This is a genomic window from Kribbella sp. CA-245084 (assembly GCF_050942355.1).
Classification (GTDB): domain Bacteria; phylum Actinomycetota; class Actinomycetes; order Propionibacteriales; family Kribbellaceae; genus Kribbella.
The window spans coordinates 8,812,875-8,825,684 of record NZ_CP192053.1 but is presented as its reverse complement, the minus strand read 5'-3'; the positions used below and the strand labels follow the sequence as shown (position 1 = coordinate 8,825,684).

The following is a 12,810-nucleotide window of genomic DNA, read 5'->3' as shown; positions in this document are numbered from 1 at the left end:
TTCTGTCTGTCACATCCGGGCTCGGGCCAGGTCGAAGTGGCGGATGCCGGTGCGGCGGGCTGCTCGGGTGAACGTGGCCTGGATGCGGTCGGCCACGGTCGGTGGGTCGTCGAGGTCTGCCCAGGAGATCCGGCAGTGCTCTACGGGTTGCGGTCCGTCGGGATCGGCTGCTTGTGGTTCAGGGAGTGGTTCATCCACAGAGGGCTCGAATTCCTCGCACCAGAAGGGGAAACGCGCCTCGAACTCGACGACCGTGCGTTCGTCGGGGAACCAGAGTCCTTCGGCCGGGAAGTCCGGGTCGTCGGCTTCTGGCGGTAGTGATGGGCTGGGGATCGGCAAGCCTGCGGTGGCGAGGATCAGGCGGAGCCGCGACTCGGCGATCGAGGCGGCACCGGTGAGGCGATCCAGGACGGCGAGCGCACGTTTGTTGCCGTGGTCGAGCGAAGAGACTTCGTGTTTCAGCGTGCGCTTGCTGACGAGACCGGCGTACAGGGCAGCGTCGGCGAGCACGACCGCAGAGGTCGGTGGCGCGGTGGCGGCGACCTCGGCGATCGCGCGGGCGGGTGAGGCCATGCGCAGCCCGTTCCACAGTTGGAGGCCCGAGCCGACGGGATCGCGGATGTGGCGATGGACACCGCCGCGTATTCGGCCGGACCGCCCGTCGGGAGCTGTCACATGGACGCGCGTCAGGTCGAGACCCCAGACAGGTAAGGCATGCAAGGCCGCGGCCGATTGGTGGCTCGCGAACACGTTGGGTCCGCCGGCGCGGAGGACGCGGTACACCTTCCGCAGGTGCAGAACCTCGTTGGTGACGAGCATGAGTGAGCGTTGGGCGGCATACGTCCCGCGCCGGATCCGGCGCCAGCAGCCGGTGCCCAGCAAAGAGTCGATGTCAGCGTCGGGGTAACCACAGGCACGCGCGTCGGCCCGGGTGAACACGCCACCGCGGATCGACGCCATCACAGCAAGTTGAGGATTCATGCCCTAGAAAGTGCCGCGATCGACCCTCGCGCAGACCGATGATTTTCAAGCTGTGGAGAACTTGTGCCGCACCCACACGTTCGGCTCGACGTAGACCGCGCGATCGGCACCGGTGTCGCAGTCGACCGGGACGAGTCCGCCCGCGACCTCGACGGGGCCGCTGCGATCGAACGGAAGCCCGGTCCAGGAACGCCACTCGGCCAGCGACCCCGCGACCACCCAGGACACGGGCGCGACCCCAGCGATCTCACCGCCGGCCCGGACATGAGTACGCAGCCACGGATCCCACGGCAGCCCGTCAGCACGCGTTCGAGCGACGTACTCGGCCATGGACGTCCCAACCTCAAGATGCTTATGAGTCGGCCGCACAGGCGCATCCAGGACGTCCAGACCGGCATCACCCACTGCCTGCCGAAGGGCGGCGAGCATGAGGGCCGCGATGCCCTGATTCTGCAGGTCGTGCGCAACGCTGATGTTGAGGGCACAGGCCGTGTCAGGTCGTACGCCGCGACGTTCGTCGGCGAAGGCCCAGATGACTGCCTGCTCCCATCCGCCGGCCGGGAAGTCCGAGCGACGGGCGAACTGGACCGCGTGGGCGTCCGCGATGACGCGGTCGCCCTCGGTGGCGATCAGGCAGGTTTCGGGGAAGGCCGACGGGACCTGGCCGAAGTACGCCTCGGATACGCGGTTGTGGCGCATGAACTCGGGCCAGCCGCGTACGTCGACGTCTGCGTTGGCGAGCTCGGGGCGATCAGCGACTGTGGTGATCTCCAAGGGCATGAAAAAAGCTCGTCATCTGTCTATGACGAGCTCGGCGCGGGTTGGTACCCAGGGTTGCCAAAGGAGCGGCATGTCGGCTTCGGACGGAGTGCGGTTGCCTTTCCGCTCGTTGCACGAGGCATGGGCGGCCACGGCATTCAGCCACTCGGTGCGGCCGCCCCTGGATCTGGGTTGGACATGGTCCATGGTGTCGGCGTTCTCGAGACCGCAGTACGCGCAGCGGAACTTGTCCCGGCGGAGGACACCGTGCTTGCTGTACTTCATCCGGCCGGCTGCATAGCGCCAATGGGTGACGACGTACCGGACCAGGCGCAGGACGCGAGGGACCGGGAAGGGGCCGATAGTTCGCTCTCCGTGCGCCTCTTCCACCACTGCGACCTCCCGCACCAGCATCCGGATGGCGTGCTGGATCGAGACGGTGTGCAGCGGTTCGTACGACGCGTTCAGGACTATGACGCTCATCCGGTGCCTCCTTCCGGCCGTAGCTGGGAACCACGGCGGTTTGACGCAGGGTCTCAAGCATCCGTGGCCGGTGGGTGAACGGTCAACGGATTTCGTCAGACGGTCACGTGCCGGTACGGCTGCGTGATCGGCGAAGATGTGCTTATGGAATTGAACAATCTGCTCTCAGGCCCACCCGAGACACTACTACCGGTCGACCCGGCCGCGGCGGAACTCGCCGACGGGGCCGCTCCGGCGGACGTCGCCGCCAAGCACCCGACGTCGTCGCTGGCCTGGGCCGTGCTCGCCGAGGGCGCCTTGGCGGACGGCCGGACCATCGAGGGGTACGCGTACGCGCGCACCGGCTACCACCGCGCGCTGGACCTGCTCCGCCGCAACGGCTGGAAGGGGCACGGACCGGTGCCGTGGGAACACGAGCCGAACCGCGGGTTCCTGCGCGCACTGGCTGCGCTGGGCAAGGCGGCCGCGCTCATCGACGAGAAGGACGAGGCGGAGCGCTGCGTTACCTTCCTGCGTGACTCGTCGCCGGCTGCTGCCGACGCTCTGAGCTGAAACCTGCTTGTGGGGTTGGTTGCCCGACGGCATGATCCGTCGGGTGGCTAGCCCGTATGCACAGAGCGGCTTCAGGCTCGGGTTCGACTGGGGACCGGTCGGAGCCGAGGTGGTTGCCGGGGACATCGTTGCGGTGGTGGACGTCCTGTCGTTCACGACGGCTGTGACGGTCGCGGCCGATCTCGGGATCGCGGTCTACCCGTATCAGTGGCGCGACGAGTCGGCTGTCGCTTATGCCGAGCGGTGGAGCGCGAAGCTGGCGGTGGGGCGGTCCGAGGCCCGGTCGGGTGACTTGAGTCTGTCGCCGGCGACGATCCGGCAATCACATGGCATCAGCAGGGTGGTGCTGCCATCGCCGAACGGATCCACGATTGCCAAGCAGCTCAGTGACAGCGGCGCGACGGTGATCGCGGTGTCGTTGCGTAACCGCCGAGCGGCTGCGGACTGGGTCCGAGAGCAGGGCACCGGCCGACGGGTTGTCGCGATCGCGGCCGGGGAACGGTGGTCCGACGGATCGCTTCGGCCGGCCGTCGAGGATCTGTGGGGAGCCGGCGGGTTCCTGAGTGCGCTCGACCAGGACGACCTGTCCCCGGAGGCGCGCGCGGCGGTCGCGGCGTACGACGCGGTTGCCGATGAGCTGCCCAAGCTCTTGCACGAATGCGCCGGCGGTCGCGAGCTCACGCAGTACGGCTATCCGGAGGACGTCGCGATCGCGGCGGAGGTGGATGAGAGCACGAGCGTGCCGGTGCTCGAGGACGGTACGATGTTCCGGTCAACCTGAACCAAATGATTGCCCGTTGACAGTGCCGGCAGGCGGCGAGCGTCCCCGCTTCTTGCCGAACATGGACGGTTCTAGGCGGACGGACAGACCGGCGAAGCTGGACGCCCACGGTCGGGTCCCCCGCCCCTCCGGGCAGCGGAAGGTCACACCGTGCCGGCTCTCACCGGACGGATAGGCGCGCCCACTTACGCAGCGGTACTGCGTACTCCTGGCGCGTGGAAGTTCTACTTGGCAGCGGCCCCGGCAAGGATCGGGATCGCTATGACCGGCCTCGGCGTTGTCTGGCTGGTCCACGGATCGACCGGCTCGTACGCCGCGGCAGGCAGCGTCACCGGCGGCTTCGCTGTGGCCGAAGCGGTCGCCGGACCGCAGGTCGCGCGACTCATCGACCGTTTCGGTCAGACCCGGATGTTGCCGATCACGTTGCTGGTGCACGCGACGACGATGGCCCTGCTCATCAGCCTCACCGTCTCCGACGCGTCGCTCTGGTCGCTCGTTGTGGCCGGCGTCCTCGCGGGCGGATCGCTACCGCAGGTGAGTGCACAGACGGCGGCCCGGTGGTCGTACGCGCTACGCGACACCCCACTGCTCTCGTCGGCGTTCGCGTTGGAGGCACTGAGCGTCGGCATCGCGTTCATGGTCGGTCCAGGGCTGGTCGGCATCGTGAGCTCGTCCACCAGCCCAGCAGCTGGCTCGATCCTCGCGACAAGTCTCCTGGTGGCCGGCGGCCTCATCCTGGCGATGCAGCGAGGTACGGCGCCGCCGCCGACGGCACCTGGTGAGCACGCGAGCGCGAAACGCCTACTGCACAAGCGATTCGCCGGCCTGGTCGGTACGAACATCGGCATCGGTCTCTTCTTCGGCAGCATGCAGGTCTCCGTCACCGCCTTCGCAGTCTCGAGAGGTACGCCGGGCCTGGCCGGACCGCTCTACAGCATCACCAGCCTGGTGAGTCTGTTCGCCGGACTCGTGTACGGCGCACGACGCTGGCGGACTGCTCCGGAGACACAGTTCGTCATCGCCTTCATCTGGCTGACCATCAGCTGCGTGCCCTTGATCGCAGCGCACACTCCGCTGACAGCAGCTATCGCGTTGGCCCTTCCTGGCTTGGCGATTGCGCCGTTCCAGACCCTGTCCGCGGTGTTAGCCGAGTCGACCGTCCACCCTGCGATCCTGACCCAGGCATTCACCTGGCTGAACTCAGGCGGCGCAGCTGGCATCGCACTAGGCTCCGCCTTCGCTGGCTGGGTCGTCGACGGCCACAGTGCGCAGTACGGCTTCATGGTCGCGCTCGCAGCAGCTGTGACGGCAACGTTGATGGCAATGACGGTGAAGCTCAGCGGTAGGTGATCTGACGTTCGGCGGCGGCTCGCGTTGCGTACTCAGCCGGCGTCAGACCGATCTGCTGCTTGAACTCCTTCGAGAAGTGCGCCTGGTCGAAGTAGCCGAGGGACGCGGACAGTTCCGCCAGCTCGGCTACTTCGCCCTGCGCCAGAAGCTCGGCGCCGTCGTGGAGCCGGTAGCGGCGCAAGATCCATTTCGGGCCTACGCCGACATAGCGTCGGAAGAGTCGCTGCAGCGTGCGGATCGGTACGTCGAAGCGGTCGGTGATCTCGTCTACGCGGGCCAACGATCGGTCGGACGCGATGGTTGTGACGATCTCGCGCACCAGCTCGTACGACGGATCCGGGGGCGCGAGGTGGTCTCGCAGGAATGCCTCGAACACGGCGCGGCGGCGTTCGTCGGACTCGGCAGTGAACATCAGGTCCGCGAGCCGATCGCCGTCGGGGAAGACGTCGGTCAACGGCAGTACTTCGTCGCGGAACGAGCCGACGTCGAGGCCGGTGATCGCCCCGAAGCCGCCGGCCCAGAACTTCACCCCGAAGGCGCGGCCGCGACCCACCAGTTCACGCTCGAACTTGCGTGTGCAGACCCCGTTCACGAACGCGCCGCCCGGCTGCTCGAACGTCACGTTCACGCTCGGGTACGGCAGCACCTCGGCCGTGTACGGCTCGTCCAGATCCCACTCGACGATCCAGTACCACTCCACGAACCGGCCGGCGTCCGGGCCGGCTGCGAGGCGGTGCAGCGAACGGTGCCGGGCCTGCTCCCTGGGGTGCAGGATGCCTCGCTCGTTGTCCGGTGGCTGGGTCAAGGCTGGCTGTCGCTTTCTTACAAGACCGCTATGGCCCCCAGAGCTTTGACTAAGGGCATGACGACGAACACGGTAAACCCCATCCCCGACGGTTATCACTCGCTGACCCCGTACCTCGCCGTCTCGGACGGGCCGAAGGCGATCGAGTTCTACCAGTCGGTGTTCGGGGCGGAGGTGATCAGCCGGCAGGACATGCCGGACGGGCGGGTCGGTCAGGCCGAGCTGAAGTTCGGTAACTCGATGCTGCAGTTGAGCGACGAGATGCCGCAGATCGGGCTGCGCGCGCCGAACGGCGAGTGGGTGCACTCCTCGCTGGTGCACTACGTGCCGGACGTGGACGCGACGTACGCGAAGGCGATCGAGGCCGGCGCGACGTCTGTGGAAGAGGTACAGACCTTCATGACCGGGGACCGGTTCGGCACGGTCATCGATCCGTTCGGGCATCGCTGGGCGATCCTGACGAAGGTCGAGGACGTCTCCCGTGAGGAGGCAGACCGGCGGGTGAAGGAGTGGCTCGCCTCGAACCCCGAGGGCCTCGAGTAAATCCCCGAGCATAAGGAAGCGGCCCGCCGGAACCGTCCCCTGCGGCAGTTTCGGCGGGCCGCTGACTAAGAGTGTGCACGCGATCACTCAGATTGGCAACCCGTCACCTGATGAAACAGATACTTGAAACGGTCGCTTAGAGGTTGTGGACAGGCCCGAAACGCCTGGCCCGCGTTCCGGTAAGCTTTGGTCGCAAGAGCCTGGATGCGTTACCGGATGAATGTCCGGTGAACGTCTCCGGGCTTCACCGTTTCCAGCACCGACCGCCACGGGGTGTGAAGTTGGTGCGTGAAGAGGAGGGCTGAGATGCCCGCAATCGTGCTCGTCGGCGCCCAGTGGGGCGATGAGGGCAAGGGTAAGGCGACCGATCTGCTCGGCAACACGGGCGAGGTCATCGACTACGTGGTGAAGTTCAACGGCGGTAACAACGCCGGCCACACGGTGGTGATCGGATCCGAGAAGTACGCGCTGCACCTGCTCCCGAGCGGCATCCTCACACCGGGTGTGACCCCGGTGATCGGCAACGGGGTCGTGGTCGACCTCAGCGTGCTGTTCGAGGAGCTCGACGCGCTGCAGGCGCGCGGGGTGGACACGTCGCGACTCGTGGTCAGCGCGAGCGCGCACGTCATCCCGCCGTACAACCGGACCCTCGACAAGGTCACCGAGCGGTTCCTCGGCAGCCGGAAGATCGGGACCACGGGCCGCGGTATCGGTCCGACGTACGCCGACAAGATGAACCGGGTCGGCATCCGGATCCAGGACCTGTACGACGAGAAGATCCTCGAGCAGAAGGTCACCGGCGCGCTGGAGCAGAAGAACCAGCTGCTGGTGAAGGTGTACAACCGGCGCGCGGTCGAGATCCGCGAGGTGCTGGACGAGCTGCTCGCGTACGCCGACCGCCTGCGCCCGATGGTCGCGGACACCAGCCTCCTGCTGAACAAGGCACTCGACGAAGGTAAGACCGTGCTGATGGAGGCCGGTCAGGCCACCCTGCTCGACGTCGACCACGGCACGTACCCGTTCGTCACCTCGTCGAACGCGATCTCCGCGGGCGCCTGCACCGGCACCGGCATCCCGCCGACCCGCATCGACCGCGTGATGGCCGTCGTGAAGGCGTACACGACCCGCGTGGGCGAAGGCCCGTTCCCGACCGAGCTGCTGGACGCCGACGGTGAGTGGCTGCGCCAGCAAGGCGCCGAGTTCGGTACGACGACCGGCCGCCCGCGTCGCTGCGGTTGGTACGACTCGGTGATCGCCCGGTACGCCGCCCGCGTGAACGGTGTCTCGGACTTCGTGCTCACCAAGCTCGACACCCTGACCGGCCGCGAGAAGATCCCGGTCTGCGTCGCGTACGACGTGAACGGCGTCCGGTACGACGAGATGCCGATGACCCAGACCGACTTCCACCACTCGGTCCCGGTCTACGAGGAGTTCGACGGCTGGTCCGACGACATCACCGGCTGCCGCACGTTCGAGGACCTGCCGAAGGAAGCGCAGTCCTACGTCCGCGCGGTCGAGTCGCTCAGCGGTGCGCGGATCTCCGCCATCGGGGTCGGCCCCGAGCGCAGCCAGATCGTCCAGCTGTAACGCCGAGCGGCCTCCCCGTCGTCAGTTTCCGATGATGGGGAGGTCCCGGATGAACGGCGCGTTGCGCAGGTCGCCGAGCGTCGGACGCTCGATGTTCGGCGTCTCGATCGGAGTGCGTGCCCAGTCGGCGCCGGCGCCCTGGGTGGCCTTGTAGAACGTGATGCCGCCAATGGCCAGCAGTACAACGGCCATCAGCGCGGACAGCCAATGCGCGCGGAACGTGTTGCGCGCCGCGATGTGGGCGCCTCGACGCAGCGAGCTGCCGCCGGGGCCCCACCAGGCGGTGAAGAGCGCAGTCAGTGCGGCGCTGCCGAAGCCGACTGCCGAGAGCGGCTGCCAGTTGAGGTCGTACGTCGTGGCGGCTACGGCGGTGACGATGCCGCCGATAACGACCGCCATGATCAGCGGCAGGATCAGACAGGGCAGCGTGATCAGCGCGGCCATCGCCAGCTGCAGCGGGCTGGCGGCTGCTGCAATGACGCCGTCGGACTTGCCGGAACGTCCGCGGACCTGACGGCGCCGCATCAACGCCGTACTCGAACGGTCGACTGTCCGCGCGAGCACCAGCAGGATGACGGCGACGGCTGAGCCGACCACCGGGGTCAGCGCGATCAATCCGGTCAGGGCGACCATCAAGCCGACGATGACCGCAGTACGCCGACCTGTCGGCGGAGCCTTGGCGGGCTGACCAGTCGCAGGCTGAACAGTCGCGGGCTGGACGGTCGCAGGCGGACCGGCCTGTTGGTACGGCTGCGAGTAGGGCTGTGGGTAGGGCTGTGAGTACGGCGCTGGCGGACCGCTCTGGTACGGCAACGGCATCCCGGCCGGAGCAGCCGCGTTAGGCGCTGGGCTGTACGTCGCCGGATGCGGTGGCACCTCAGCTACCGGCTTCTTCGTCGCCGCGTCCCGGATCTTGTCCCGGATCGGTGTGAACGCCGACAGCGGTGGGATCACCGGCGGCACAAGCTGCGCGACCTCAGTCGGTGTCGGGCCCACCGGGGGTTCTGCATCCGTCGGCATGAGCTTCGTCACGAGCCGGGTCGGCGGCACGGCGGCGATAGTGGGCGTCTCGCGCGGCAGCAGGGCGTCGCGGCCCTCGGAGTAGCGGGTGAGACCGTCCATGATCTCTTCTTGCGTCGGCCGGTCGGCCTTGCTCGGGGAGAGCGCCGCGGCGAGCAGTGGCTTCAGCCGCGGGTCCAGCCCCTCCAGATCAGCCTGACCGGAGTGCACGCGCGCCAGCACTGCCTCGAACGGTCCCTTGCCGAAAGGCCTTCGTCCGGTCGCGGCGAACGCCACGGTGGCGGCCCAGCCCCACCAGTCCGCGGACTGCGACACCATCTCGCCCTCGATGAGCTCGGGAGCCAGATAGCCCGGCGTACCGATCACGAGACCGGTCTGGGTAAGTCGCAGGTCGTCGGCGGCCTGGGCGATGCCGAAGTCGATCATGACCGGCTTGCTGTTGAACATCATCACGTTGCCGGGCTTCAGGTCGCGGTGGATCACTCCGACCGCGTGGATCGCCTGCAGCGACTCGGCCAGGCAGCCGGCCAGCGGCAGCCACTTGCGGGGCGTCAGCGGGCCGCGCTCGTCCACCTGCTCGTCCAGCGGCCGGCCCGGGACGAACCGCGTCACCAGGTAGGGCCGCTCGGCCTCCAGGTCGTGGTCGAGGATGCCGGCCACACCGGGGTGGTCCACCTTCTGCAGGGTGGTCGCCTCGCGCTGCAACCGGGCCCGTGCGATCGGGTCGTGCGCGACGTGCGGTCGCAGTACCTTGACCGCGACCTCCTGATGATCAGGGCCTTCGGCGAGGTAGACGACACCCATGCCGCCCTGGCCGAGCCGCCGGATCAACCGGTACGGCCCGAGCCGCTCGTCCTCCACCTCCTCCGCGTGGGTGGAAGGCGGTCCCCCTGTGACTGACATGGCATCTACGGTACGTCGGGAGCAGATCAAGCCGTCCCGATGACGTCAGAGGTAATCGCGCGGATTCTCCCCGTGGTCAAGGCTGGAGTCATGACCCAGAGAATGAAGGCTTACGCGATCGCCTACCTGCGCAACGTCCGGATGGGCGCCGACATCGTCGAGTACCTCGAGCGGATCGACGAGACGCTCGCGCCGTACGACGGTCACTTCCTCGTCCACGGCGCGACGGCGGAGCAGATCGAGGGCGAGTGGGCGGGGGCGCCGATCGTGATCGAGTTCCCGGACTACGACCACCTGCGGGACTGGTACGAGTCGCCCGACTACCGCGAGATCCTGCCGCTGCGGACCGGGAACTCCGACGGCGTGGTGATCTTCGTCGAGGGCGTCGACCGCAAGCACAAGGCCACCGACGTACTGGTTTGAGGATGGTGGCCAGATCCTTGCGAACATGGGCATCGTGGCCACTGGCTGCCTCTGATCCGGCCCGGTTGGGTGGAGGTATGCGAATCGAGATCCTGGTGTTCGACGGTGTGGACGAGATGGATGTGATGGGGCCGTTCGAGGTCTGGAGTCACGCCGCCCGGCAGCCTCAGTTCGAGCTGGCGCTCGTCGGGCTGGACGGGCCGGCCGAGGTGACCGGGCTGCACGGCCTGCAGTTCAAGGCTCCGGAAGGCCTGGGTCAGCCCGATGCGCTCTTCGTTCCGGGTGGTGGATGGATGAACCGCGCGGAGAAGGGCTCCTGGGCCGAGGCTCGTCGTGGCGTGATGACGGCGCGGATCGCCGAGCTTGCGCCCTCGCTGCAGTGGATCGGCTCGGTCTGCACCGGCTCGATGCTGCTCGCCGAGGCGGGGTTGGTGAAGGGGCGTCCGGCCACGACGAACCGTGGCGCCTGGGCCGAGCTGGAGGCTTTCGGCGCTGACCTGAAGACCAACCGGGTCGTCGACGACGGCACGCTGGTCACCGCCGGCGGAATCACCTGCGGGATCGATCTCGCGCTACACGTCGTCGAGCGCGAACTCGGCGCGGATGTCGCCGACGGGATCGCCGGGGCGATGGAGTACGCGCGGGATCGGGACGTGTGGACCTCAGACACTCAGCAACTCGTGTGAGAGCGACCCCGACGGGTCGCGCTGAGCGTGCGACCCGTCGACGACGTCGGGTTGGTCAGTGGCTGACGTCCGCGAGCTCGGGGTAGAGCCCGGTCAGGTCGCCGGAGACGGCGGCCTTCGCGCCGCGGGCGGTGTCGTCGGCGAGGACCTCGTGAGCACCGGACTCGATGCCGTCGAGGGCCTGCTTGGCGATGTCCTCGGGGCGGGACTTCGGGGCCGTGACCGCGGACGTCATGTCGGTGTCGACGTATCCCATGTGCAGGCCGGTGACGCCGATGCCGCGGTTGAGCAGCTCGACGCGGATCGCGTTGGACTGCAGCCAGAACGCCGCCTTGGTCGCGGAGTACGCGCCGTGCCGGGCGACCCAGGACAGGGCCGAGTGGGCGTTGAGGATGTGGCCGCCGCCGTTGCGCTCGATGATCGGGACGAACGCCTTGGTGAGCTGGAGCGGGCCGAAGAAGTTCGCGTCGAAGACGGCGCGGATGTCCTCGATCGAGCTGTCCAGATAGGTGTCCGGCGAGCCGGCGCCGGCGTTGTTGATCAGGATCGTGACGTCCGGTGCGGCCGCAGCCAGGGCGTCGATCGAGGCCTGGTCGGTGATCTCGAGCGGCAGCGGTACGACGCGCGGGTCGGTGCTCGGCTTCGGCGTACGGGCGGTCGCGTAGATCTTGGCGGCGCCGCGGTTCAGCAGGTCGTCGACGATCGCCTTGCCGATGCCGCGCTGCCCGCCGGTGACGAGGACGACGGCGCCTTCGAGTGTGGTCATCTGAAACTCCCTAGGAGGAAACCGATCTGTTTCGACCACAGTAAACCGATCGGTTTCCGTTTTCAAATCCAACCGGTACCCTCGTTCCATGAGCACTTCGGCGACACCCCGTGAGCGACTGCTGGACGCCGCGGGGGAACTCTTCTACCGCGACGGCGTGAACATCGGAGTGGACGCGCTCTGCAAGGCGGCCGGGGTGTCGAAGAAGTCGATGTACCAGCTGTTCCGGTCGAAGGACGAGCTGATCGCGGAGAGCCTCGCCAGCCGCGGCCCGGCGTACCAGACGTTGCTGCAGCCGGGGGCCGAGGACGACCGGTCGCCGCGGGAGCGGATCCTGACCGTGTTCGAGCGCCAGGACGAGCTGGTTGCTTCGGGCAACTACCTCGGCTGCCCCTATGTGAGTACGGCGGTAGAGCTGAAGAACCCGGAGCACCCGGGGTCGGTGGTGGCGCGGCACTTCAAGCAGCAGCTGACCGACTTCTTCCACCGCGAGCTGGTCAAGGCCGGCGCCGAGGATCCGTCCACGCTCGCCATCCAGCTCACCATGATCTTCGACGGCGCGAGCGCCCGAGCGGTAGTCCGAGCCCAACCGCTCGGCGGCATCGGCGCCGCTACCGCATCGGCGCTGATGAACGCTGCCGGCGTGCACGCGGGCGAGTTCGCCCTCAGCTGACCGTATTCTCGCCATCGTGGAGATTCCGGCGCAGTTCGACGACCTGCTGTCTTCGACGGCGATCGCGATGGTGGGGACGATCGGCAGGCGCGGCGAACCGCAGGTGACACCGCTGTGGTTCCTCTGGGACGGCGAGCGGGTCCGGTTCAGTCTGGTGGAGGGTCGGCAGAAGCTGCGCAACCTGCAGCGCAATCCGGCGATCTCGTTGGTTGTCGTTGACCCGGCCCGGCCGACGTACTACGTCGAGCTGCGAGGCCGGATCGACGAGCTCGTGCCGGATCCGGAGCTGACGCTGGAGCAGGCGGTTGCGCGGAAGTACACCGGCAGCTGGAACGACGTCGAGCCGCCGGGTACGACGCGTTACGCGACGAGTGTTGTCGTCGAGCGCATCACGAGCCAGCTCGGGCACTGAGGGCTGCCAGTTCGGCACCCGCGAGCAGGAAGCCACCGACGCCGAAGTCGGCGGTGGAGTCGTAGGTGATGGGTTGGCTGGATTCG

General features: G+C 67.7%; 15 protein-coding genes. 9 read left to right on the top strand and 6 right to left on the bottom strand.

Going from position 1 to position 12,810, the window contains the following annotated elements:
• Positions 1-9: 9 nt before the first annotated feature.
• Genes ACQPYH_RS42415 through ACQPYH_RS42405 form a run of 3 tightly spaced genes read right to left on the bottom strand, consistent with a single transcriptional unit; the run spans position 10 to position 2,223 of the window.
• Positions 10-981 (bottom strand): type IV toxin-antitoxin system AbiEi family antitoxin domain-containing protein, encoded by a 972-nt coding sequence (locus ACQPYH_RS42415; protein WP_432883747.1) that lies wholly within the window; start codon positions 979-981, stop codon positions 10-12.
• Positions 982-1,026: 45 nt separating this feature from the next.
• Positions 1,027-1,761 carry an N-acetyltransferase gene (locus ACQPYH_RS42410; RefSeq protein WP_432883744.1) on the bottom strand — a complete coding sequence of 245 codons (735 nt, stop codon included), beginning with the start codon at positions 1,759-1,761 and terminating at the stop codon, positions 1,027-1,029.
• 12 nt (positions 1,762-1,773) lie between these two features.
• Positions 1,774-2,223: an HNH endonuclease gene (locus ACQPYH_RS42405; RefSeq protein ID WP_130442568.1), complete on the bottom strand. Its 450-nt coding sequence runs from the start codon at positions 2,221-2,223 to the stop codon at positions 1,774-1,776.
• Positions 2,224-2,367: 144 nt separating this feature from the next.
• Between ACQPYH_RS42405 and ACQPYH_RS42400 the strand changes: the two genes are divergently transcribed.
• The 3 genes from ACQPYH_RS42400 to ACQPYH_RS42390 all read left to right on the top strand — a co-directional run bounded on the left by ACQPYH_RS42400 (position 2,368) and on the right by ACQPYH_RS42390 (position 4,906).
• Positions 2,368-2,775 (top strand): DUF3151 domain-containing protein, encoded by a 408-nt coding sequence (locus ACQPYH_RS42400; RefSeq protein WP_130388010.1) that lies wholly within the window; start codon positions 2,368-2,370, stop codon positions 2,773-2,775.
• Positions 2,776-2,818: 43 nt separating this feature from the next.
• The gene (locus ACQPYH_RS42395; RefSeq protein WP_432883740.1) at positions 2,819-3,556 is read left to right on the top strand and encodes a 2-phosphosulfolactate phosphatase; all 738 of its coding nucleotides are present in this window, start codon (positions 2,819-2,821) and stop codon (positions 3,554-3,556) included.
• A gap of 261 nt (positions 3,557-3,817) precedes the next feature.
• On the top strand, positions 3,818-4,906 hold the full coding sequence (locus ACQPYH_RS42390; protein ID WP_432883737.1) for an MFS transporter: 1,089 nt from the start codon (positions 3,818-3,820) through the stop codon (positions 4,904-4,906).
• Here the strand turns inward: ACQPYH_RS42390 and ACQPYH_RS42385 are convergent.
• Complete coding sequence (locus ACQPYH_RS42385; RefSeq protein WP_432883734.1) at positions 4,893-5,711, bottom strand: DUF6597 domain-containing transcriptional factor; 819 nt, start codon at positions 5,709-5,711, stop codon at positions 4,893-4,895. The genes ACQPYH_RS42390 and ACQPYH_RS42385 overlap by 14 nt on opposite strands.
• 57 nt (positions 5,712-5,768) lie before the next feature.
• On the opposite strand from ACQPYH_RS42385, the gene ACQPYH_RS42380 reads away from it, so the two are divergent.
• Together ACQPYH_RS42380 and ACQPYH_RS42375 are read left to right on the top strand one after the other, a co-directional pair.
• Entirely contained in the window at positions 5,769-6,254 is a 486-nt protein-coding gene (locus ACQPYH_RS42380) for a VOC family protein (protein ID WP_432883732.1), read from the top strand.
• Between the two features lie 306 nt (positions 6,255-6,560).
• Positions 6,561-7,841 (top strand): adenylosuccinate synthase, encoded by a 1,281-nt coding sequence (locus ACQPYH_RS42375; protein WP_432883729.1) that lies wholly within the window; start codon positions 6,561-6,563, stop codon positions 7,839-7,841.
• 21 nt (positions 7,842-7,862) lie between these two features.
• Here ACQPYH_RS42375 and ACQPYH_RS42370 read toward each other — a convergent pair whose 3' ends face one another.
• Positions 7,863-9,764, bottom strand: a complete 1,902-nt coding sequence (locus ACQPYH_RS42370) for a protein kinase domain-containing protein (protein WP_432883727.1) — start codon at positions 9,762-9,764, stop codon at positions 7,863-7,865.
• Between the two features lie 90 nt (positions 9,765-9,854).
• On the opposite strand from ACQPYH_RS42370, the gene ACQPYH_RS42365 reads away from it, so the two are divergent.
• Both ACQPYH_RS42365 and ACQPYH_RS42360 read left to right on the top strand, forming a co-directional pair.
• Positions 9,855-10,187: a DUF1330 domain-containing protein gene (locus tag ACQPYH_RS42365; RefSeq protein WP_432883724.1), complete on the top strand. Its 333-nt coding sequence runs from the start codon at positions 9,855-9,857 to the stop codon at positions 10,185-10,187.
• A gap of 77 nt (positions 10,188-10,264) precedes the next feature.
• On the top strand, positions 10,265-10,873 hold the full coding sequence (locus tag ACQPYH_RS42360; protein WP_432883721.1) for a DJ-1/PfpI family protein: 609 nt from the start codon (positions 10,265-10,267) through the stop codon (positions 10,871-10,873).
• A 55-nt stretch (positions 10,874-10,928) separates the two neighbouring features.
• On the opposite strand, the gene ACQPYH_RS42355 is transcribed toward ACQPYH_RS42360, so the two are convergent.
• Positions 10,929-11,639 (bottom strand): SDR family oxidoreductase, encoded by a 711-nt coding sequence (locus tag ACQPYH_RS42355; protein WP_432883719.1) that lies wholly within the window; start codon positions 11,637-11,639, stop codon positions 10,929-10,931.
• An 88-nt stretch (positions 11,640-11,727) separates the two neighbouring features.
• On the opposite strand from ACQPYH_RS42355, the gene ACQPYH_RS42350 reads away from it, so the two are divergent.
• Together ACQPYH_RS42350 and ACQPYH_RS42345 are read left to right on the top strand one after the other, a co-directional pair.
• Positions 11,728-12,312 carry a TetR/AcrR family transcriptional regulator gene (locus tag ACQPYH_RS42350; RefSeq protein ID WP_432883717.1) on the top strand — a complete coding sequence of 195 codons (585 nt, stop codon included), beginning with the start codon at positions 11,728-11,730 and terminating at the stop codon, positions 12,310-12,312.
• Between the two features lie 16 nt (positions 12,313-12,328).
• Positions 12,329-12,724 carry a PPOX class F420-dependent oxidoreductase gene (locus ACQPYH_RS42345; RefSeq protein WP_432883715.1) on the top strand — a complete coding sequence of 132 codons (396 nt, stop codon included), beginning with the start codon at positions 12,329-12,331 and terminating at the stop codon, positions 12,722-12,724.
• Positions 12,725-12,810 lie beyond the last annotated feature (86 nt).